Source organism: Halanaerobium saccharolyticum (assembly GCF_004362045.1).
GTDB lineage: Bacteria > Bacillota > Halanaerobiia > Halanaerobiales > Halanaerobiaceae > Halanaerobium > Halanaerobium saccharolyticum_C.
In genome coordinates this window covers 186,368-205,538 of the sequence record NZ_SNWX01000001.1, presented here as the reverse complement: position 1 = coordinate 205,538, position 19,171 = coordinate 186,368, and the positions used below count along the sequence as shown (strand labels likewise).

Here is a 19,171-nt window from a genome sequence, read left to right as displayed (position 1 = left end):
TTTTTCTTTTCTTGCAGCCAGAATTTTATCTATTTCAGCTGCAGATTTTTCTACTCCATTGATACCGATAATATTCAGTTTGCGAGCTGGAATATCAATTTCCAGGAGATCTCCATCTTCAACCAGGGCAATTGGACCTCCATCTACTGCTTCTGGAGAAACATGACCGATAGCCGGACCGCGGGTAGCTCCTGAGTAGCGTCCATCGGTGATTAAGGCAGTAGAAGTATTTAAGATTTCATCTGAGGCAATTGCTTCACTGGTGTAAAACATCTCCGGCATCCCGCTTCCCTTTGGTCCTTCATAACGAATGATTACTGCATCACCGGAAACAATATCACCGGATAACACGGCGTCTAAAGCCTCTTCTTCTGTATCATAAGCCTTAATCTTTCCTTTAAACTGATGCATTTCCGGCTCAACTGCAGAATGTTTAACTACTGCTCCCATTGGAGCCAGATTACCTCTCAGTACCGCCAGAGAACCCTCATTATTAATTGGCTCAGCTGCTGGATAGATCACATCATCGGGCAGATTAGCGGGAGCTTCACTTTCCATATATTCTAAATAGCTAAATTTATCAAGTTCTTCTAAATTCTCAGCCAGAGTTTTGCCGGTAACAGTCATCTGATCTAAATGTAGATAATCCTTGAGTTCTTTCATTACTGCCGGCAGTCCACCTGCATACCAGAAATAATGGGTTGGATACTCACCACTTGTTTTAACATTTGCAATAAATGGTATTTTCCGGTGGATCTGATCAAACTCATCCAGCTCGATTTCAATCCCGAATTCGTGGGCAATTGCTGGAATATGCAGCAGAGCATTTGTTGAACCACCAATTGCTGCATGGATCATCACTGCATTTTCAAATGATTTACGGGTCACTATATCAGAAGGTTTAAGTCCTTTTTTGACTAAATCAACTAAATAATGACCAGCTTCTTTTGTCATTTCTGCCAGAGCAGGACTGCTTGAAGGAATTAAGGCCGCTCCCGGTAAAGCTAAACCAAGGGCCTCTGCCATCAGCTGCATTGTAGAGGCTGTCCCCATAAACTGACAGGCTCCACAGCTGGGACAGGCTGAGTACTGATATTCTTTAAATTCTGCTTCTGTAATCTCACCCCGCTGCAGCTGAGCAGAGTAAGTTCCCACCATTTCCAGGGTTAAACCATCCGGGCCGGGAGCCATTGAACCACCTGGAATATGAACTGCCGGTAAATCAAGGCGCATTATTGCCATCAGATGAGCCGGTACAGATTTATCACAGCTGGAAAAAAGAGCAATCCCATCATAAGGTGCTGCCATTGCCTGAATTTCAACCATGTTAGCAATCATTTCTCTGGAAACTAGAGAATAATTCATACCATCATGACCCTGAGCAATTCCATCACAGATATCTGAAGTCGTCATGCGGCTTCCCATCACATCATTATCTTTTAATTCATTTTTTAGCAGGGTAACATATTTATCCAGATGGAAACTTCCTGGATGACCATTACCATAAGTATTGGCAATGACAATCTGCATTTTATCTAAATCTTCAGCTTTCCAGTCCATTCCCATCCTTAGTGCATCAATTTCTGCACCTTGTTTTCTTATTTTTTGACTTCTAAGCATATAAACAACTCCTAATATAAAGGTAATATCTAAGTAAAATACAGGTTACAATTTATTTAAACAAAAGTATTTGGAATGAACATCACTAATTGTGGAAAAGCAATTAAAAGTGCCAGCACTGCCAGTAAGGTAAATAAGAACGGTAAAATTGATTTAACCAGTTCTTCTAAAGTAATATTAGCAACCCCGGTTGCTACATAAAGCACTGTTCCAACTGGTGGTGTAATTAAACCAATCCCCAAGTTAATTGACATGATTACTCCAAAATATACAGGATCAATACCAACTGACTTCATTACAGGCAGCAGAATAGGTGCCAGAATTAACATTGCCGGAGTTAAGTCCATTACAAAACCAACCAGAAATAATAAAACATTAGCAATCAATAAAACTCCAATTGGACTGCTGGTAATAGAAGTCAATAAAGTAGCAAGAGCAAACGGAACTCTGGCCATTGTTAAAAGCCAGGCGGTTACCATTGCCATCCCACACAAAAATAATACAATTGCAGTTGTTTTAGCAGTTGCTAAAAATATTGTCGGTAAATCTTTAATAGTAATTTCTTTATAGGCAAATAAGCCAAGCAGTAAAGCTACAAAAGCTGCTACAACTCCAGCTTCAGTTGCAGTGAAAATACCACCTAAAATACCGCCAACAACCAAAAGAGGTATTGTCAGGGCCAGCCAGGCTTTTTTGAAAGTCTTCCATAAACGCTTAAGGCTAAACTCCGCCACCTGTTCTGAGCCTTCAATATGTCCATAGCCGTGCTTTTTGGTTGTAAAATAGGTTGTGATCATTAAAGAAAGTCCAACAATAATTCCCGGTATAATGCCCGCTAAAAAGAGTTTAGCTATTGATGTATTGGTAATAATTCCGTAAAGAATAAAAGGTATACTCGGCGGAATAATAATTCCAATAACCGCTGAAGAAGCAGTAATTGCAGCTGAGTAATCCGCCGGATAATCCTGTTCAATCATCGGGGGGATCAATAGACCTCCAATAGCTGCCGTATCTGCAATAGCAGAACCAGAAATTCCCCCAAAAAACATACTGGCTAGAATATTTACATGGCCCAGCCCACCGGTGATATGACCAACTATTGCATCAGCAAAATCTACCAGACGCTTGGCAATTCCACCTCGGTTCATTACCTCACCTACAAACATAAAAAATGGGATTGCTAAAAGTGGAAAACTGTTCATCCCAGAAATCATTTTTGACGGAAGCACCATAAATGGTAGATCCATCGCATTCATAATTGCAATATTTGATAACCCTAAGCTAAATACGACAGGAATCCCTGCTAAAACAAAGGTAAAAAGAGTTCCTAAAAAGAGCCAGAGCATTATTCAGCACCTCCAATATCTTTCATAACATTAGACTTTTCTTTTTCATCTTTTATATATAACTCTATATGTTTTTTGATCTTCATCAAATTAATAACTACCATCATCAAACCACTAACTGGAACCACAGCATAAATTAAGCTCATTGGTATATAGAGAGCCGGTGAAACATTTGTTGCGGAAACTGCCACAATATATCCATAATATGTTATAAAACCTACTACCAGTAAAATAAAGAGATCAGAAATTATGCTGACAATATTCTGGACCCTGGCAGATTTGATTTTTGCCACAACAAAATTTAAACCTACATGATCATCTGTAGTATAAGCATAAACTGCTCCCAAAAACGAAATCCAGATGAAAATAAATCGCGCCAGTTCATCAGCCCATCCCAGAGAACTATTTAAAACAAAACGGGCGAAAACATTGGAGCCTACAATAACAAACATAATCAGTGTTAATAAGATAAGAATATATTTATAAATACCGGCAAAAATTGAAACAAAACTTTTATCCTTCATAAACCACACCCCTTTAAAACTCTTTCAGAATAAAATAATAAATTCCCCGACAATTTGCATAAAATTAAAGGGGGAGTAAACTCCCCCAGTAATTACAGTAGCTTTAATTTATTTTGTTAATTACTGCTGTGCTTGAAATTCTTTAACCTGTGCCTGTACTTCTTCTACCAGTTCTGCTCCAATTTCTTCTTTAAACTGGTCATATACCGGCTGAACGGCTTCCTGGAAAGCTGCTTTTTGCTCAGGAGTTAAAATAGTGACATTCATAACATCTTTAAGCTTTTCTAAATACTCAGCGTTCATTTTTCTATTAGTTTTTCTGTTATGAACTTTAGCTTCCTGTGCTGCCTCATAAACTACATCCTGTAAATCAGAAGGTAATTTATCATAGAACTGCTTGGAAATCATTAGCACAAATGGAGAATATACATGTCCAGTATTTGTTGTAAATTTCTGTACTTCATAGAAGTTCTGAAGGTAAATTGTACCCCATGGGTTTTCCTGGCCATCTACAACACCCTGCTGCATAGCTGAGAATAATTCACCAAAAGCCATTGGTGTAGGGTTAGCTCCCATTTCTCTCCAGGCTGCCAGGTGCATTGGATTTTCCATAGTTCTGACTTTTAATCCTTCAACATCTGCTGGAGTTTTAACAGCGCGAACACTATTTGTTAACTGTCGGTATCCATTTTCCCAGAATGCAAGACCAACAATACCTATATCTTCTAACTCTTTTAATAGTCCCTGGCCGACAGGTCCATCAAGAACATAGTCTGCTGCTTCATGAGTTGGGAATAAGAATGGTAAGTCAAATACTTTAAATCCATTTACAAATGGTGCAATTGGAGCTGTAGAAGGAGCAGTCATTTCCTGGACACCCATCTGCAGAGCTTCCATCATTTCTCTGTCATCCCCAAGCTGACTGGAGTGATAAAGATTTACTTTGATCTGGCCATCACTGTTTTTTTCAACTAATTTTTTAAAGAACTCTAAAGATTTATACTGAGCTGATTTGTCATTAAGACCGATCCCGGCATTGATAGTATATTCAGCCGCCATGGATGTTACAGAAAAAGTTAAGACCAATAAAAGAGCAAGTGATATGTTAATAATTAATTTTTTATTCAAGATAATTTCCTCCTGTAAGGTTAATTTAATTTTTTGAAATAACTAATAAAGGACTTTAAAATAAACACAATCAAAATTCTTAAACCTTGATTTTACTACCACCTCCAGCACATTTTTTTAAGGGCTTATAGGATTATAAACTTGCTCCTGATTTACTTATTTATCTTGATATACCCATAACCCTGTAGCAGGATTATCGATATAAAAGATCTCTTCTCCATTTACACAGTTGAATCCATTTTTCAATTCATCTATTTTATATTCTGCAATAGTCTGCTGATAATCTAAATAATTAAAATTCACAGCTTCAACTTCCTGACTGCTCAATTTTGGTGAAGCCAGCGAAATCTTAAACCTGCCTTCGGAAGAACCATGAATTAAATGAGCTGCTGCTGATAAATCTTTCTGCAAATCCTGATTTTGATGAAGATTTTTGAGTGTGTTTTCTGTACCCTGATAACCATATTTGCGAAGCAGCTGATCTATATTCTGATCTTCTCCAAATTTATGAATACCGGGAGCAATAATAACTAATTCTCCTCCATCAGCAATGGCCATTCTTGTTCTATAGATAGCCTTACCGCCAATCCAGGTGCTTCTAAATTTATCTTCTTTCAGAAAAACTACAACTTTCTTTAAAGGCTTTTCTACATATATAATGTTTTCTTTTTGACTTAAAGCAACTGCTTTTTCGAAACTTTCTCTGCTGCTGCCTGTAAAAATACCTTTAATCTCTGTCAGTCCTGTTGTTTTATCACTAATCGGAGAGTTAACGGACATCAAATAAATTAGAGGCAGCTGATCTAGAAATTCTTCCTGGCAGTAATCATAAAGCTTTCTCACTGGTGAATGGTCTCTGCCCATTATTTTTTCCATCCCTGCCAGAGCGCCTAAAAAATGTGACTTATTAATAATCTGACTTCCTCCACAGCCCACAACTATATTTTTGGTGTAATTGGCCATCCCCACAACTTCATGCGGTATTACCTGTCCTAAAGAAATTATCAGATCATATTTATCAGAAAATATATTTTTGTTGATTTCTAAAGGTAGTGCTTCAGTTAACTCTCCTTCTGAAAATTCCTTCATTTTAGCTGCCGGGATTTCCCCTACTTTTATTGTTTCAGTTCTCCAGTTGTGCTCCAGAAATTTATCAATTGGAATCATCCCAAATACTGACTTCAGACATTCAGCATCCATGGGGTCGTGAGTTCCTGAGGCAGGTAAAATATCTATGTTTTTAATTTCTGCTTCCAATTTGAAATACAGCTTTTCAGTTATCACTCCCAGAGCAGAGGATTTGCGAGTATAATCCGGTGGAATTAAAAGCAAACTTTCTGCACCACTTTCGATAATTTCTGCTGCAAGTTCTTTTAAATAATTTTCAATTTCGGCATCAGTTAAAGACTGGTCCTGAGTTGTTATTTCGGATTTAATCTCTCTCATTTTTTTCGCTCCCTGTTATAAGTATAGCGAAACTAATACTGGATAAAGAATCTACTACCATTCGGCAATTGTTCCATCCTGATTGCGCCAGACCGGATTCTTCCAGTTATGTGATTCTTTAGCCTTTGAGCGCACAAATTCCTCATCAATTTCGATTCCAAGTCCGGGTGAATCTGGAATTTCAGCATATCCAGCTTGATATTTAAAGACTTCTTTATTAACTAAGTAATCTAAAAGATCATTACCCTGATTATAATGAATCCCCAGGCTCTGCTCCTGAATAAAAACATTAGGAGTTACTGCATCCAGCTGCAGACTGGCAGCCAGATTGATGGGACCCAGTGGAGAATGTGGTGCAACTGCAGTATCATAGGCTTCTGCCATGGCTGCAATTTTCCTGACCTCCGAGATTCCACCTGCATGAGATAAATCAGGCTGAATAATATCTACTTTATTTAACTCAAAGACCTTTTTGTAATCCCAGCGGCTGAACAATCTTTCGCCAAGTGCAATTGGAATTCCAAAAGTATCCATAGTTGATAGTGCTTCAATATTTTCAGAAAGTATTGGCTCTTCGATAAACATTAGTCTAAAAGGTTCCAGTTCTTTAAATAAGATTCTGGCCATTCCTTTATGAACCCGGCCGTGAAAATCAACTGCTATTCCAAAATCTGGACCGATCTGGTCTCTAATTGCTGCCACTCTGGCCACTGCCTGATCAACTTTTTTATAACTATCTATGTAATGTAATTCTTCAGTTCCATTCATTTTAACTGCAGTAAAACCTGCATCATTTTTTTCCTGAGCTGCCTGAGCTACATTGTCAGGTCTGTCTCCTCCAATCCAGGAGTAGACTCTAACCCTGTCTCTAACTTTTCCACCCAGCAGCTGATAAACCGGCTGCTCCAGATATTTCCCTTTGATATCCCAGAGTGCCTGATCAATACCTGCAATAGCACTCATTAAAACCGGACCACCTCTGTAAAAAGCTCCACGATAAAGTGTCTGCCAGATATCCTCAATTTGCAGAGGATCTTTCCCGATCAAATAGTCTTCCATTTCTTTGACCGCTGCTTTAACTGTATCGGCTTTACCCTCAACTACTGGTTCTCCCCAGCCGGAAAGTCCCTGGTCAGTTGATATTTTGAGAAAAAGCCAGCGTGGTGGAAGCTTAAATAATTCTAATTTAGTTATCTTCAAGATTATCAGCTCCTACTAAAATGATAAATTTAATTCTCTTTTCTAAAATCTATCAAACAGTTATTAATCAGTAATTAATTAACTTATTAATAATTTTTACTGATATTGTATATCTTCTATTTGATATGTGATATATCAGATAAATCAAAAAAATATTTGTTACTTCGTTAAATAAAGATCTGCCGCTCATTATTGATAAATATTCTTAATTGTATTTTAATTTTCTTTCTATTTTTAATATTACAACACCTTGCTGTAGATTGCAAGTTTTATTTGCAATTTTTTAACTTATTTTTAAGCTCTTTTTTTAATTTCCGCATCTTCTGCAATTTGGACTCTATCTAAATGACGATATAAAATTTCTGTTGCCTTTTCCTGTTCTCCATTTAATATACAATCAATTAAATCAATATGTTCCTGACGAGAAGTTTCAGAACGTTTATAATTTAAATAACTAAAAAGCATTGTATAATGATTAATCATTTTTAAATAACTATCAATTAAATAATCATTATCAGATGCTAAAATAATTTCCTTGTGCAGTTTCATATCATAACTGGTAAAATACTTTTTATGTCCATTTTCAAATTTATCTTTTAAATCAGCAATAACTTCTCTATTTATATTTTCAAAGTAATTTTCTAAACAGTAGAGTTCATGCATTTTTCGAACTTCTAAAATCTCATTAACCTCTGCTTCCGAAAATTTTTTAACAAAAAATCCTACCCGTGGTTTGTTTTCTACCAGGTCTTCATTTGCCAGGCGCCGCAGAGCGTCCCGGACCGGCATTAGAGAAATCCCATGTTCTTCGGCAATTTCCCGGGTGTTTAACTGTTCCCCCAGCTCAACATCTCTATTTAATATTTTTTCTTTTAACATTGTATAAACCTGATCTGTCAGACTTTTTTTATTGATAACCATAATAACACTTCCTAATTTTCTGTGATATATCAGATGCTCTATATTACATATTCAACACTGGAACAGAAACTCCTGCAAGAAAATAATTATTTTTTAATTATTCTTCTATATTACTTTCTTGAGTAATTATATCACAAATAAAACTTAGGTTAAATAAATTTCCAAAATCATCACAGCCAGAGAAGTAATTTATAAAACTACTTCCCGGCTGACAAAACTATCTTTTAAAATATTTGACAACATTTTCAGCAGCTAATACATCCATTTTAATGAATATTTCTTCGGTAAATGTTCCCACATGCGGTGTGAGAATAACATTATCAGTATCTTTTAAGACAGAATTTGTTTTTGGTTCTTCATCAAATACATCTACTGCGGCATAAGAAACCAGACCCTCTTCTAAAGCTCTTTTTAAATCTTCATTGTTTACAACCGGACCTCGAGCTGTATTAATTAAAATAGGCGATTTTTTCATTTTTGACATAGCCTCATAATCAATTAAATTTTCGGTATGTTCATTTAAGGGTACATGCAGAGTTATTATATCTGCATTCTCAAATAACTGCCCGAGTTCCTGATACTCAATTCCCAGTTCATCTTCCAGAGATTTTTTTCGCTCTACATCATAATAAATTATATCCATGTCAAAGGCCTGAGCTTTTCGGGTTATTTCCTTACCTATATTTCCCATACCAACAATTCCTAATGTTTTTCCATCTATACTATGAGCTAAAATTTTATTCCAGTTACCCTGATGCATTGATTCATTTAAAGGCATAATCTGGCGTGAAATATTTAAAATATATGACATCACCAGTTCTGCTACTGGTTTTTCCACTACTCCTAATGTTCTCGCCACTTTTATACCTTTTTCCTCTGCGTATTCAACAGCTACAGAATCAGTTCCCACACCACGGCGGGCAATGATTTCTATATTAGGAGACTGATCAATCACGTTTTTTGAGATTTTCTCTAAATCACAGATAACTGCATTTGCATCTTTTGTTAAAGAAATAATTTCTTCTTCCTTATCTAAATATTTATCATAACGATTTGGTATTACCGCTAGTCCATTTTCTTCAAGAATTTTAAATGCTTCCTTAGAAAACTTACCAAAAAATTCTGAGGTGATTGCAACTTTTTTCGACATAATTTTCCTCCTTATTAAATAATTAATATTAGATAGACTTAATCAAAATAATAGATATGGATCAAATTTAAGTGGAATATAAAAAGCTATTTCTGGTAAAAAAGCAATAAATAGCAGAACAGCAAAAACAACTCCAATGAACATAATTACAGCACTAAATGATTTCTCAATTGACATATTTCCAATTTTGGCAGCAATCATTAAGCAGAGCCCATATGGAGGTGTTACCAGACCAATAGCCAGAGTAATAATTGTCACCATCCCTAATAAAACAGGACTAATACCCAGTTTCATAGAAACCGGTAAGATTACTGGAACAAATAGTATCATGGCCGGTATAGCATCCATAAAAGTTCCAATAAATAGGAAGAATGCTATCACAATAACCATAAATAAGCTTGCCGAGTCAATATATGTAGTAAAAAACTGCTCTACAATTGTAGATACCTGATAATAGCCTAATAATTCTCCTAATGCACTGGCAGCAGAAAGAGCAAATAAAGATAAAGAACTTAAAGTTAAAGTATCAACCAAAATATCTGGAATATCTTTAAACTTAATTGTTTTATAATAAAACATCCCTATAACAAATGTATAAAGAGAGGCAATAGCAGCCGCTTCAGTCGCAGTATACCAGCCAGTAATTACACCACCAATAATAATTATTGGAGTCATTAGAGCAGGGAATGCTTCCAGACCCAGCTTTAAAATTTTCTTTAAACTTGATTTTTCATATAAAGGATAATTCCTTTTTCTAGCTAAAATAGCAATTACAATCATCATTCCCAAACCAGAAAGAATACCCGGTACCATTCCGGCTAAAAAAAGTGAGCTGATGGAGGTACTAGTAAGACCTGCATAGATTATCATTGGAATACTGGGAGGGATTATTACTCCAATAGTAGAAGAAGCTGCAGTAACACCTACAGCAGTTTCCTTATCATAACCTGTATCTATCATATTAGGAATTAAAACTTTTCCAATCCCAGCAGTATCCGCCTGGGAAGCCCCAGAAATACCTGCAAAGATCATTGAAACTAAAACATTAGCATGGGCAAGTCCACCTTTAACAGGTCCCACAATGGCAATAGAAAAATCTATAAGTTTTTTTGAAATCTTCCCGCTGTTCATTAAATTAGCAGCTAAAATAAATAAAGGAACTGCCAGCAGCACAAAAGAATTAAGACCATTAAACATCTTCATTACAACAGTAACTATTGGAATATGAGGAGCAGCGGTTATGCCTGCAAAAGCTATGATTGCTATTACAAAAGCGATCGGAACTCCAATAATCATTAAAACTAAAAATAAGGTAACTAAAAATATCCCTAACATTATTCTCCCCTCCTCAATTCTTTATAATTATCAACTAAGTGATCTAAACCATAAACAAACATACTTAAACCCATAATTGGAATTGAGATGAACATATATCCCATTTTAAAATCTGTTAGGGAATACCAATTGTAATTCCAAAAATTTGCAGTTGCTATAATACCATAATATAAAATTGCAAGACTAAAAATTAATAAAATAAAATCAATAAGCATTTCTAAAAATCTTTTCTTTTTTCCGGTTAATTTTTCATAGACCAGGCTAAATCTAAAATGGCCTCGTCTGTGAATCATTACTGAAGCACCCATAAATACAGCCCAGATAAAAGAATAGGTAGAAACTTCCTCTGTCCAAATTAAAGAAACCCCAATATATCTAACAAACATTTGCAGGACGATAACAAAAAAGAATAAAGAAAGAAAGAAAACCCCCATTTTCAATTGAACTTTTTCAAGGAAATCAGCAATTTTTTTTACCATTTTCGCCCTCCTTTTAATGAATTTTAAAATTAAGAATAATTATTAGTCTTATTAATTAATCATTTTAACAGGCAGATATTTAGAATCTGCCTGTTAATTATATATTGATTTAATGATATTTACTTGAGATTTCTCACTGTTTCTAATAAGTCTTCTACACCATACTCTTCTGCATATTCATTTTGAATAGGTATTGCAGCTTCAATAAATGGCTCACGATCAATCTGATTAACTACTCCACCTTCGTCTATAAGTATTTGCTTATATTCTTCTTCTTGTCTGATAACTTCTTCTCTTTCAGCTTCTACACTCATTTTAGCTGCTTCCATAATGATATTCTGCTGTTCCTCAGAAAGACTATCAAACATTTCTCCATTAGTTAACATAAATCTTGTTGTGTAATCATGACCAGTTTCTGTTGTATATTTACCATTTCTTGTTTGGTGATGACTTTCCTGAACAAAAAATGGATAAGCATTTTCAGCTGCATCTACAACACCTTGCTGTAATGCCTGATATAATTCGCCCCAGGCAACAGATGTTGGAACTGCTCCGATACTGCTCCAGTAATCTGCAACTACACCAGAAGTCTGAGTTCTGATTTTTACTCCTTCAATATCAGAAATGTTATTGAGAGGTTTTTTACCATAGTAATGTCTTACACCAGCACCCCAGTATCCTAACATTTTAAAGTCATTATTTGATTTTTCATTAACGATTTCAGCCATCTTATTTCCTACTTCTCCATCTACTACTGTTTCCCAATGATCATAATTTTCGAATAAATATGGGAAAGCAAACAATTGGATTTCCTGAATACCAGTTTTACTCATGAAACCTGGAGATGCTATAACAACATCAACAGCTTCAAGTTTTAGCTTCTGAACTAATTCCGCTTCACTTGTACCTAAAGTACCTGCATGGACCTGAACAGTCATTGCACCATCTGAAAGTTCTTCTACTGCATCCTTAAAAGCAAGCATACCCACCTGATAAGGGCTTTCTTTTGATGTTTGATTATGAGCAGCAACCAGTTCTAATTCTTCAACTGCTAAAACATTCATTGAAAAAGTTGATAATAGAAATACCATAACTAACATAATTAATAGTTTGTTTTTTAACATATTTTCTACCTCCTGTTTTTTTGGAAAACTTAAATTGTTTAATATATTCGTAAACTTTTTGAAAATTTACCACCTCCAAAAATTTATATAAATATAAGGGCTTGTAATTTTATATGCTTATCCCAAATTAAATTAGTTAAATAGATATTTAATATCTAATATATCAGTATTTATAAATAATTTTCTGTCTATTATAAATATTATATTACCTGATCGAAGATTGCAAATTATATTTTACAGGTTTTTATTTTATTGTACCTCTTCTTTTATATGAACACTATCTAAATGACTGTATAGGATTTTATAGGCTTTATCTTTTTCTTCATTTAAAATAGCATCAATTAAACCAACATGTTCCTGCCTTGATAATTCTGATCGTTTATATCAGGCTTTTTTTATTGATAACCATAAATAACACTTCCTAATTTTCTGTGATATATCAGATGCTCTATACTACATGTTCAACACCGGAGCAGAAATTCCTGCAAGAAATTTAAGAATTTTTTTAAACTAAAATTTATAAATATCAGATAAATAATTTAAAGCCAGCCCCGCGAGCTGACTTTAATATTAATTCAATGGTTTTATTTAAAATATAATACTAGATTTGATTATCAAAAACTAATCCATACCGATATAAGCGCCCTTAGCAGCAGGGACAGCATGGCGCACATAAAGTCCCAGAGTTCCACTGTTAAATTTAGGTTCTGGTTTGACCCACTTTTCTTTTCTTGCAGCCAGAATTTTATCTATTTCAGCTGCAGATTTTTCTACTCCATTGATACCGATAATATTCAGTTTGCGAGCTGGAATATCAATTTCCAGGAGATCTCCATCTTCAACCAGGGCAATTGGACCTCCATCTACTGCTTCTGGTGAAACATGGCCGATTGCCGGACCGCGGGTAGCTCCTGAGTAGCGTCCATCGGTGATTAAGGCAGTAGAAGTATTTAAGATTTCATCTGAGGCAATTGCTTCACTGGTGTAAAACATCTCCGGCATCCCGCTTCCCTTTGGTCCTTCATAACGAATGATTACTGCATCACCGGAAACAATATCACCGGAGAGTACTGCTTCCAGCGCTTCTTCCTCGGTATCATAAGCCTTAATCTTTCCTTTAAACTGATGCATTTCCGGCTCAACTGCAGAATGTTTAACTACTGCTCCCATTGGAGCCAGATTACCTCTCAGTACCGCCAGAGAACCCTCATTATTAATTGGCTCAGCTGCTGGATAGATCACATCATCGGGCAGATTAGCGGGAGCTTCACTTTCCATATATTCTAAATAGCTAAATTTATCAAGTTCTTCTAAATTCTCAGCCAGAGTTTTGCCGGTAACAGTCATCTGATCTAAATGTAGATAATCCTTGAGTTCTTTCATTACTGCCGGCAGTCCACCTGCATACCAGAAATAATGGGTTGGATACTCACCACTTGTTTTAACATTTGCAATAAATGGTATTTTCCGGTGGATCTGATCAAACTCATCCAGCTCGATTTCAATCCCGAATTCGTGGGCAATTGCTGGAATATGCAGCAGAGCATTTGTTGAACCACCAATTGCTGCATGGATCATCACTGCATTTTCAAATGATTTGCGGGTAATTAAATCAGAAGGTTTAAGACCCTTTTTGACTAAATCAACTAAATAATGGCCAGCTTCTTTTGTCATTTCTGCCAGAGCAGGACTGCTTGAAGGAATTAAGGCCGCTCCCGGTAAAGCTAAACCAAGGGCCTCTGCCATCAGCTGCATTGTAGAGGCTGTCCCCATAAACTGACAGGCTCCACAGCTGGGACAGGCTGAGTACTGATATTCTTTAAATTCTGCTTCTGTAATCTCACCCCGCTGCAGCTGAGCAGAGTAAGTTCCCACCATTTCCAGGGTCAATCCATCCGGGCCGGGAGCCATTGAACCACCTGGAATATGAACTGCCGGTAAATCAAGACGCATAATAGACATCAAATGAGCGGGTACAGATTTATCACAGCTGGAAAAAAGAGCAATCCCATCATAAGGTGCTGCCATTGCCTGAATTTCAACCATGTTAGCAATCATTTCTCTGGAAACTAGAGAATAATTCATACCATCATGACCCTGAGCAATTCCATCACAGATATCTGAGGTTGTCATGCGGCTTCCCATTACATCGATATCTTTTAATTCTTTTTTCAACAAAGTAACATATTTATCTAAATGAAAACTTCCTGGATGACCATTACCATATGTATTGGCAATTACAATCTGCATTTTATCTAAGTCTTCTGCTTTCCAGTCCATTCCCATTCGCAGGGCATCAATTTCTGCACCCTGTTTTCTTATTTTTTGACTTCTAAGCAATAAAATCAACTCCTAACTAAAAATTATTCTTTTATTGCACCTTTTGTTAAACCACCAACAATATATTTCTGGAAAAAGAGACCGAAAATTATAGCCGGTGTCGCTGCGAGTGCTCCTCCTGCCATGAGTCGAGCCCAGTCAATAAAATCATCGGCAATAAAGTCCATCAAGCCTATTGGTAAAGTTTTGGCAGCTGGAGTTAAAGTTAATACAAGAGTAAATACAAATTCATTCCAACTAAAAATAAAGGCCAACATTGCTGAAGCTGCAATACCTGGTAAAGTAACAGGCAGTATTACATCTTTAAAAATCTGCCATTTGCTTGCACCATCAATTCTTGCTGCTTCATCTAACCCGGTTGGAATTTCATCAAAATAACTTTTCATTACCCAAATAACAAAGGGCAAATTAAAAAATGAATAGGTTATAATTAAAGCAATTTTGGTATCAATAAGTCCCAAATTCTGCATCATTGAATAAAAAGGAACTATAAGTGCTATTGGAGGTATCATTCTACTAACTAAAACTGAGAAAAACATAACCTTATTTCCTTTAAAATCATAACGACTAAAACTATAAGCAGCAGGAGTTCCTAAGACTACACATAAAAGAGTAGAACTTAAAGCAGCAACTACTGAGTTTATAGTATAGCTTAAATATGGTCTCTCTCTAAATACATAAATAAAATTATCAATTGTTGGATTTTCTGGAATCCAATTTACCGGCAGTTCTAAAACAGCAGAAGGATTTTTGAAAGCAGTAATAATTATCCAATATATTGGGAAAAGACTAAAAAGTATATATGCCCCCAAAAATAAATACTGCCATAAACTTATATTATCTCCTGAATTTAACTTGTTTTTGAAAAACTTCATTATTTAAATCACTCCCTTGCAGATCCTGGCTTTAAAATAAACATAAATGAGAACACAAGAGCTATAGTTATCAATAATAAAATAACTCCTATAGTAGAACCATAACCCATTCGCAGCCATCTACGACCTAAATTATAAATATAACTTGCCAATACTTCAGTACTTTCTCCAGGTCCACCGCCGGTAAGGGCATAAACTATATCTAGAGCTCTAATTGCAAAAAGAGTTCTCATTACTAGAGCTACAAAGATAGAAGGTTTAATTAAAGGAAGAGTTATATTATAAAACTTCTGCCAGCCGGTAGCACCATCAACATCGGCAGCTTCATAGAGCTGATCTGGAATTGACTGCATTCCAGCAAGTAAAATAATGGTGACAAAAGGAGTATTGGCCCAAAAATCAGCTGTTATAACTCCTATCATTGCAGTAGTTCCATCAGTTAGCCAGGCAATTGACTGATTAATAATACCAAGCTGCATTAACAAAGCATTAAAAGCTCCATAGATATCCTGTAAAATCCAGCGCCAGGTAATACCTGTTAAAACAAGAGGAATCATCCACGGTAAAAGCATAATTGTTCTCAAAGCACTTCTACCTTTGATTGACTTATTTAAGATATTAGAAATGATTAAGCCTAAAATTAAACTAATTGTAACTGCCGAGCCTACATATACAAAAGTATGGCCAAGATACTGCCAAAAATTGGCATCAAAAAATAACTTCTTATAATTTTGGAGTCCAACAAAACGAGTTACACCTAATTGCCCATTTTTAAAAAACAAACTGGTATAAAAAAGATTAAAAGTTGGATATATAACTACAAAAGCTAATAATAAAATTGCTGGAAATACCATCCAATAATGAAAATATTTATCGAAAATTTTTTTAAGCATTATCTAAACTCCTTTCACCTGCTTAATTTATAAGGAAGGGTCTGCCTAGGCAGACCCTTCCTTAAACCAAACAATTAAATACCTAATACATTTGTGTATAGCTCCTTTATTTGAGCTGCTGCATCGTCTAAAGCTTTTTGAGGTGCTTTAGAACCATTAAGAGCTTTTTGAATTTCCTGTCTCAATGTCTGTTCAACCTGTAAATATAAAGGATAAGGTTCAGCTTTAACATCGCTTACACTTTCCTGCATTACATTTACCCATTTTTCAGGAAATTTTTCTTTAACTCTAGGATCATTAAATACACTAGGGTTCGGAGAGTTGTTACCTTCTCTAACTAGTTCATGGAGTGAAGATTCATAACTGGACATGAACTTAGCAAAAGCTTTGGCTGTTTCTTTCTTTTTAGAAAAACTGCTTACATAAATAACATTACCATCAAGATAAGTTGTATTTCCAGCACTACCTTCAGGAGCTAATGCTAAAGAAGCTTTTCCAGAAAGGTCTGAATTCATTATTCTTTCGTGAAGAGGAGGTACACTTTCCACCATAGCTACTTTACCACTAATAAATAAGTCACCAACATTTCCTTCACCCATACTGATAATTCCTTTAGGTGTTACTTGATGCTTATTAATTAAATCACTCATAAAGGTTAGAGCTTTTACACCTGCAGATGAGTTAAATACAGGGTTTAAATTTTCATCAAACATTTCTCCTCCTGATTGATAGAGGAATGTCCTAAAAGTAAATCCTAACTTATCAGCACCTAAATAAGCAAATCCGTATTGATCAATGTTTCCGTCTCCATCTTTATCTTTTGTTAATTTTTTAGCAACATTTACAAGTTCATCCCATGTTTTGGGAACTTCAAGACCTTCTGCTTCCAGTAAATCTTTGCGATAATAAAGTTCTGTATCCTTTAACATTAAGGGAGCACCATAAGTGGTACCCTGATAGGTACTTGCTTTTATTACTCCAGGACTGAATTTCTCTTTTCCTTTTTCTGTAAATCCTATTGGCTCTAACCAACCAGGCATTGCAAAGTTGTTAAGCATAAAATATGAACCAACAAAGGCATCTACTTTATCAGATTTTGAAGAGAAAACTGTTGTAAGCTTATCAATCTGATACTGCCATGGAACTTCTACTACATTTACTTTGACACCATATTCTTCTTCAAATCTCTTAATATCATATGCTGTAGCTGGATCATGTTCTAAGTCACCTGAATTATAAACAGTAATCTCGTCTGCATAATCCTGGGCCACTGCTGCTCCACTAAATAATACTAATAAAGAAACCGCCAGAATAATTATTGTTGATTTTCTCATTGATTAATTCCTCCTTAATTTTTTTAAAAAATTATTGGTAGATCTAGAACTCAGGAGCAAAAACATTATCACCTCCCACTTCTAATATTAATTAATAGTCTCATAAGCTTATATAATTTTAGTCCATTAATAACAAACTAAGCTTTCCAGAGACCTGTTGCAGGGTTGTCAATATAATATACTTCTTCCTTTTTACCATTTATTTCTATCACATTTTTACCGGATTTAAGAGACTCTAATTTATACTTTCTTTTAAGTTTATCCATGTCCAGATAATTATAATTAACATTCTCTATTTCCTTTTTACTCAAATTTGGAGCAGCTAAGGTTATTTTAAATCTACCTTCACTAGAACCATGCATTAAATGTGCAGCTGCTGAAAGATTATTTTGTAAATCTTTATTTTCTTCAACTAATCTAGTAATCTTGCTGCTTTTTAAGTGACCATATTTTCTAATTAAAGTATCTATTTCTTTATCCTCGCCAAATTTATTTATACCTGGAGCAGCAATAATTATCTCTCCCTTATCGGCAACAGCAAGTCTGCTTCTATAAACTGCCTTATTACCCAGCCAGGTACTCTGAAATTCCTCGGGATCAAGATAAACAATTATTTTGTCATATTTATGATCAAGTTCTATTATATTTTCCTGCTGACTTAGTTTTACTGCTTTTTCAAAAATCTCTCTATCTCTCCCATAAAAAATGCCTTTTACCTTTGTATTATCAGTCTCGGTATCTAAATTAGTTGAACAAACAGTAAGTATATATTTTAAAGGTATCTTTTGCAGTAAATTATTTTCAGCATAATCATATAATTTTCTAACTGGAGAATAATCTCTTCCCAGAACATTTTCTATCCCAGATATTGCTCCCAAATAATGAGATTTATTTATGATTTCTTGCCCCCCACAACCTACAACAATATTTTTCGTATAATTTGCCATTCCAACGACTTCATGAGGTAAGACCTGTCCCACAGAAAGAACCAAATCATATTTAGGTTCAACTATTCTTTTATTTATTTTTAGTGGAATTTCTTCTTTCATATAGCCTTTTGACAATTTATTAATTAAATCAGCCGGTATAATGCCTATTTTCTTTATATCTTCTCGCCAATTATGGAAATTAAAATTTTCCAGAGGTATATTTTGACCAAACATGTCCTTAATCATTTTTTTAGACATCGACTCATGAGTTCCAGAAGCAATTAGAATATCTATATGACTTACTTTATCTTCTAATATTTTATATAATTCTGAAACAATTTTACCTGAACCAGAAAATTTGCGGGTATAATCTGGAGGAATTATTAAAAGATTATCTATATTTTCTATATCTTCGCTAATTTCTAATAAATAATTAGTTATTTCTTTTTGATTTAAATAACCTTTTTTATTGGATAACTCATTTTCCAAGTTGATCTCCTCCCATTAAATAATATTAGAAATATTTC

Annotated in this window: 16 protein-coding genes; all 16 read right to left on the bottom strand. The window is 35.1% G+C overall.

All coding sequences use genetic code 11. From position 1 onward, the window contains the following. Nucleotides 1–1,620, bottom strand: a 1,620-nt coding sequence (gene ilvD / locus DFR79_RS00945) for a dihydroxy-acid dehydratase (protein ID WP_133513723.1), incomplete at its 3' end; no start/stop codon positions are given. A gap of 56 nt (nucleotides 1,621–1,676) precedes the next feature. Then, a complete protein-coding gene (locus tag DFR79_RS00940) occupies nucleotides 1,677–2,966 on the bottom strand; it encodes a TRAP transporter large permease (RefSeq protein WP_133513623.1) in 1,290 nt (429 codons plus the stop codon). Continuing rightward, a complete protein-coding gene (locus tag DFR79_RS00935; RefSeq protein WP_133513622.1) occupies nucleotides 2,966–3,490 on the bottom strand; it encodes a TRAP transporter small permease in 525 nt (174 codons plus the stop codon). The genes DFR79_RS00940 and DFR79_RS00935 overlap by 1 nt, the downstream gene beginning before the upstream one ends. 120 nt (nucleotides 3,491–3,610) lie before the next feature. Next, a complete protein-coding gene (locus DFR79_RS00930; RefSeq protein ID WP_243727674.1) occupies nucleotides 3,611–4,618 on the bottom strand; it encodes a TRAP transporter substrate-binding protein in 1,008 nt (335 codons plus the stop codon). A 156-nt stretch (nucleotides 4,619–4,774) separates the two neighbouring features. Next, nucleotides 4,775–6,064 carry a lactate racemase domain-containing protein gene (locus tag DFR79_RS00925; protein ID WP_133513620.1) on the bottom strand — a complete coding sequence of 430 codons (1,290 nt, stop codon included), beginning with the start codon at nucleotides 6,062–6,064 and terminating at the stop codon, nucleotides 4,775–4,777. 54 nt (nucleotides 6,065–6,118) lie between these two features. Next, a complete protein-coding gene (gene dgoD, locus DFR79_RS00920) occupies nucleotides 6,119–7,264 on the bottom strand; it encodes a galactonate dehydratase (protein ID WP_133513619.1) in 1,146 nt (381 codons plus the stop codon). 294 nt (nucleotides 7,265–7,558) lie between these two features. Next, on the bottom strand, nucleotides 7,559–8,185 hold the full coding sequence (locus tag DFR79_RS00915; RefSeq protein ID WP_133513618.1) for a GntR family transcriptional regulator: 627 nt from the start codon (nucleotides 8,183–8,185) through the stop codon (nucleotides 7,559–7,561). 217 nt (nucleotides 8,186–8,402) lie between these two features. Continuing rightward, nucleotides 8,403–9,335, bottom strand: coding sequence for a phosphoglycerate dehydrogenase (locus DFR79_RS00910; protein WP_133513617.1), 933 nt, complete (start codon nucleotides 9,333–9,335; stop codon nucleotides 8,403–8,405). 42 nt (nucleotides 9,336–9,377) lie between these two features. Then, nucleotides 9,378–10,670 (bottom strand): TRAP transporter large permease, encoded by a 1,293-nt coding sequence (locus DFR79_RS00905; RefSeq protein WP_133513616.1) that lies wholly within the window; start codon nucleotides 10,668–10,670, stop codon nucleotides 9,378–9,380. After that, entirely contained in the window at nucleotides 10,670–11,149 is a 480-nt protein-coding gene (locus DFR79_RS00900) for a TRAP transporter small permease (protein WP_208107468.1), read from the bottom strand. The genes DFR79_RS00905 and DFR79_RS00900 overlap by 1 nt, the downstream gene beginning before the upstream one ends. Nucleotides 11,150–11,268: 119 nt before the next feature. Then, a complete protein-coding gene (locus tag DFR79_RS00895; RefSeq protein ID WP_133513615.1) occupies nucleotides 11,269–12,273 on the bottom strand; it encodes a TRAP transporter substrate-binding protein in 1,005 nt (334 codons plus the stop codon). A gap of 621 nt (nucleotides 12,274–12,894) precedes the next feature. Next, complete coding sequence (gene ilvD, locus DFR79_RS00890; protein WP_133513614.1) at nucleotides 12,895–14,613, bottom strand: dihydroxy-acid dehydratase; 1,719 nt, start codon at nucleotides 14,611–14,613, stop codon at nucleotides 12,895–12,897. 23 nt (nucleotides 14,614–14,636) lie between these two features. Continuing rightward, the gene (locus DFR79_RS00885) at nucleotides 14,637–15,488 is read right to left on the bottom strand and encodes a carbohydrate ABC transporter permease (protein ID WP_133513613.1); all 852 of its coding nucleotides are present in this window, start codon (nucleotides 15,486–15,488) and stop codon (nucleotides 14,637–14,639) included. An 8-nt stretch (nucleotides 15,489–15,496) separates the two neighbouring features. Next, nucleotides 15,497–16,381, bottom strand: a complete 885-nt coding sequence (locus DFR79_RS00880) for a carbohydrate ABC transporter permease (RefSeq protein ID WP_133513612.1) — start codon at nucleotides 16,379–16,381, stop codon at nucleotides 15,497–15,499. Between the two features lie 74 nt (nucleotides 16,382–16,455). Next, complete coding sequence (locus tag DFR79_RS00875; protein ID WP_133513611.1) at nucleotides 16,456–17,715, bottom strand: ABC transporter substrate-binding protein; 1,260 nt, start codon at nucleotides 17,713–17,715, stop codon at nucleotides 16,456–16,458. 137 nt (nucleotides 17,716–17,852) lie between these two features. Next, nucleotides 17,853–19,133, bottom strand: a complete 1,281-nt coding sequence (locus tag DFR79_RS00870) for a lactate racemase domain-containing protein (protein WP_133513610.1) — start codon at nucleotides 19,131–19,133, stop codon at nucleotides 17,853–17,855. Nucleotides 19,134–19,171 lie beyond the last annotated feature (38 nt).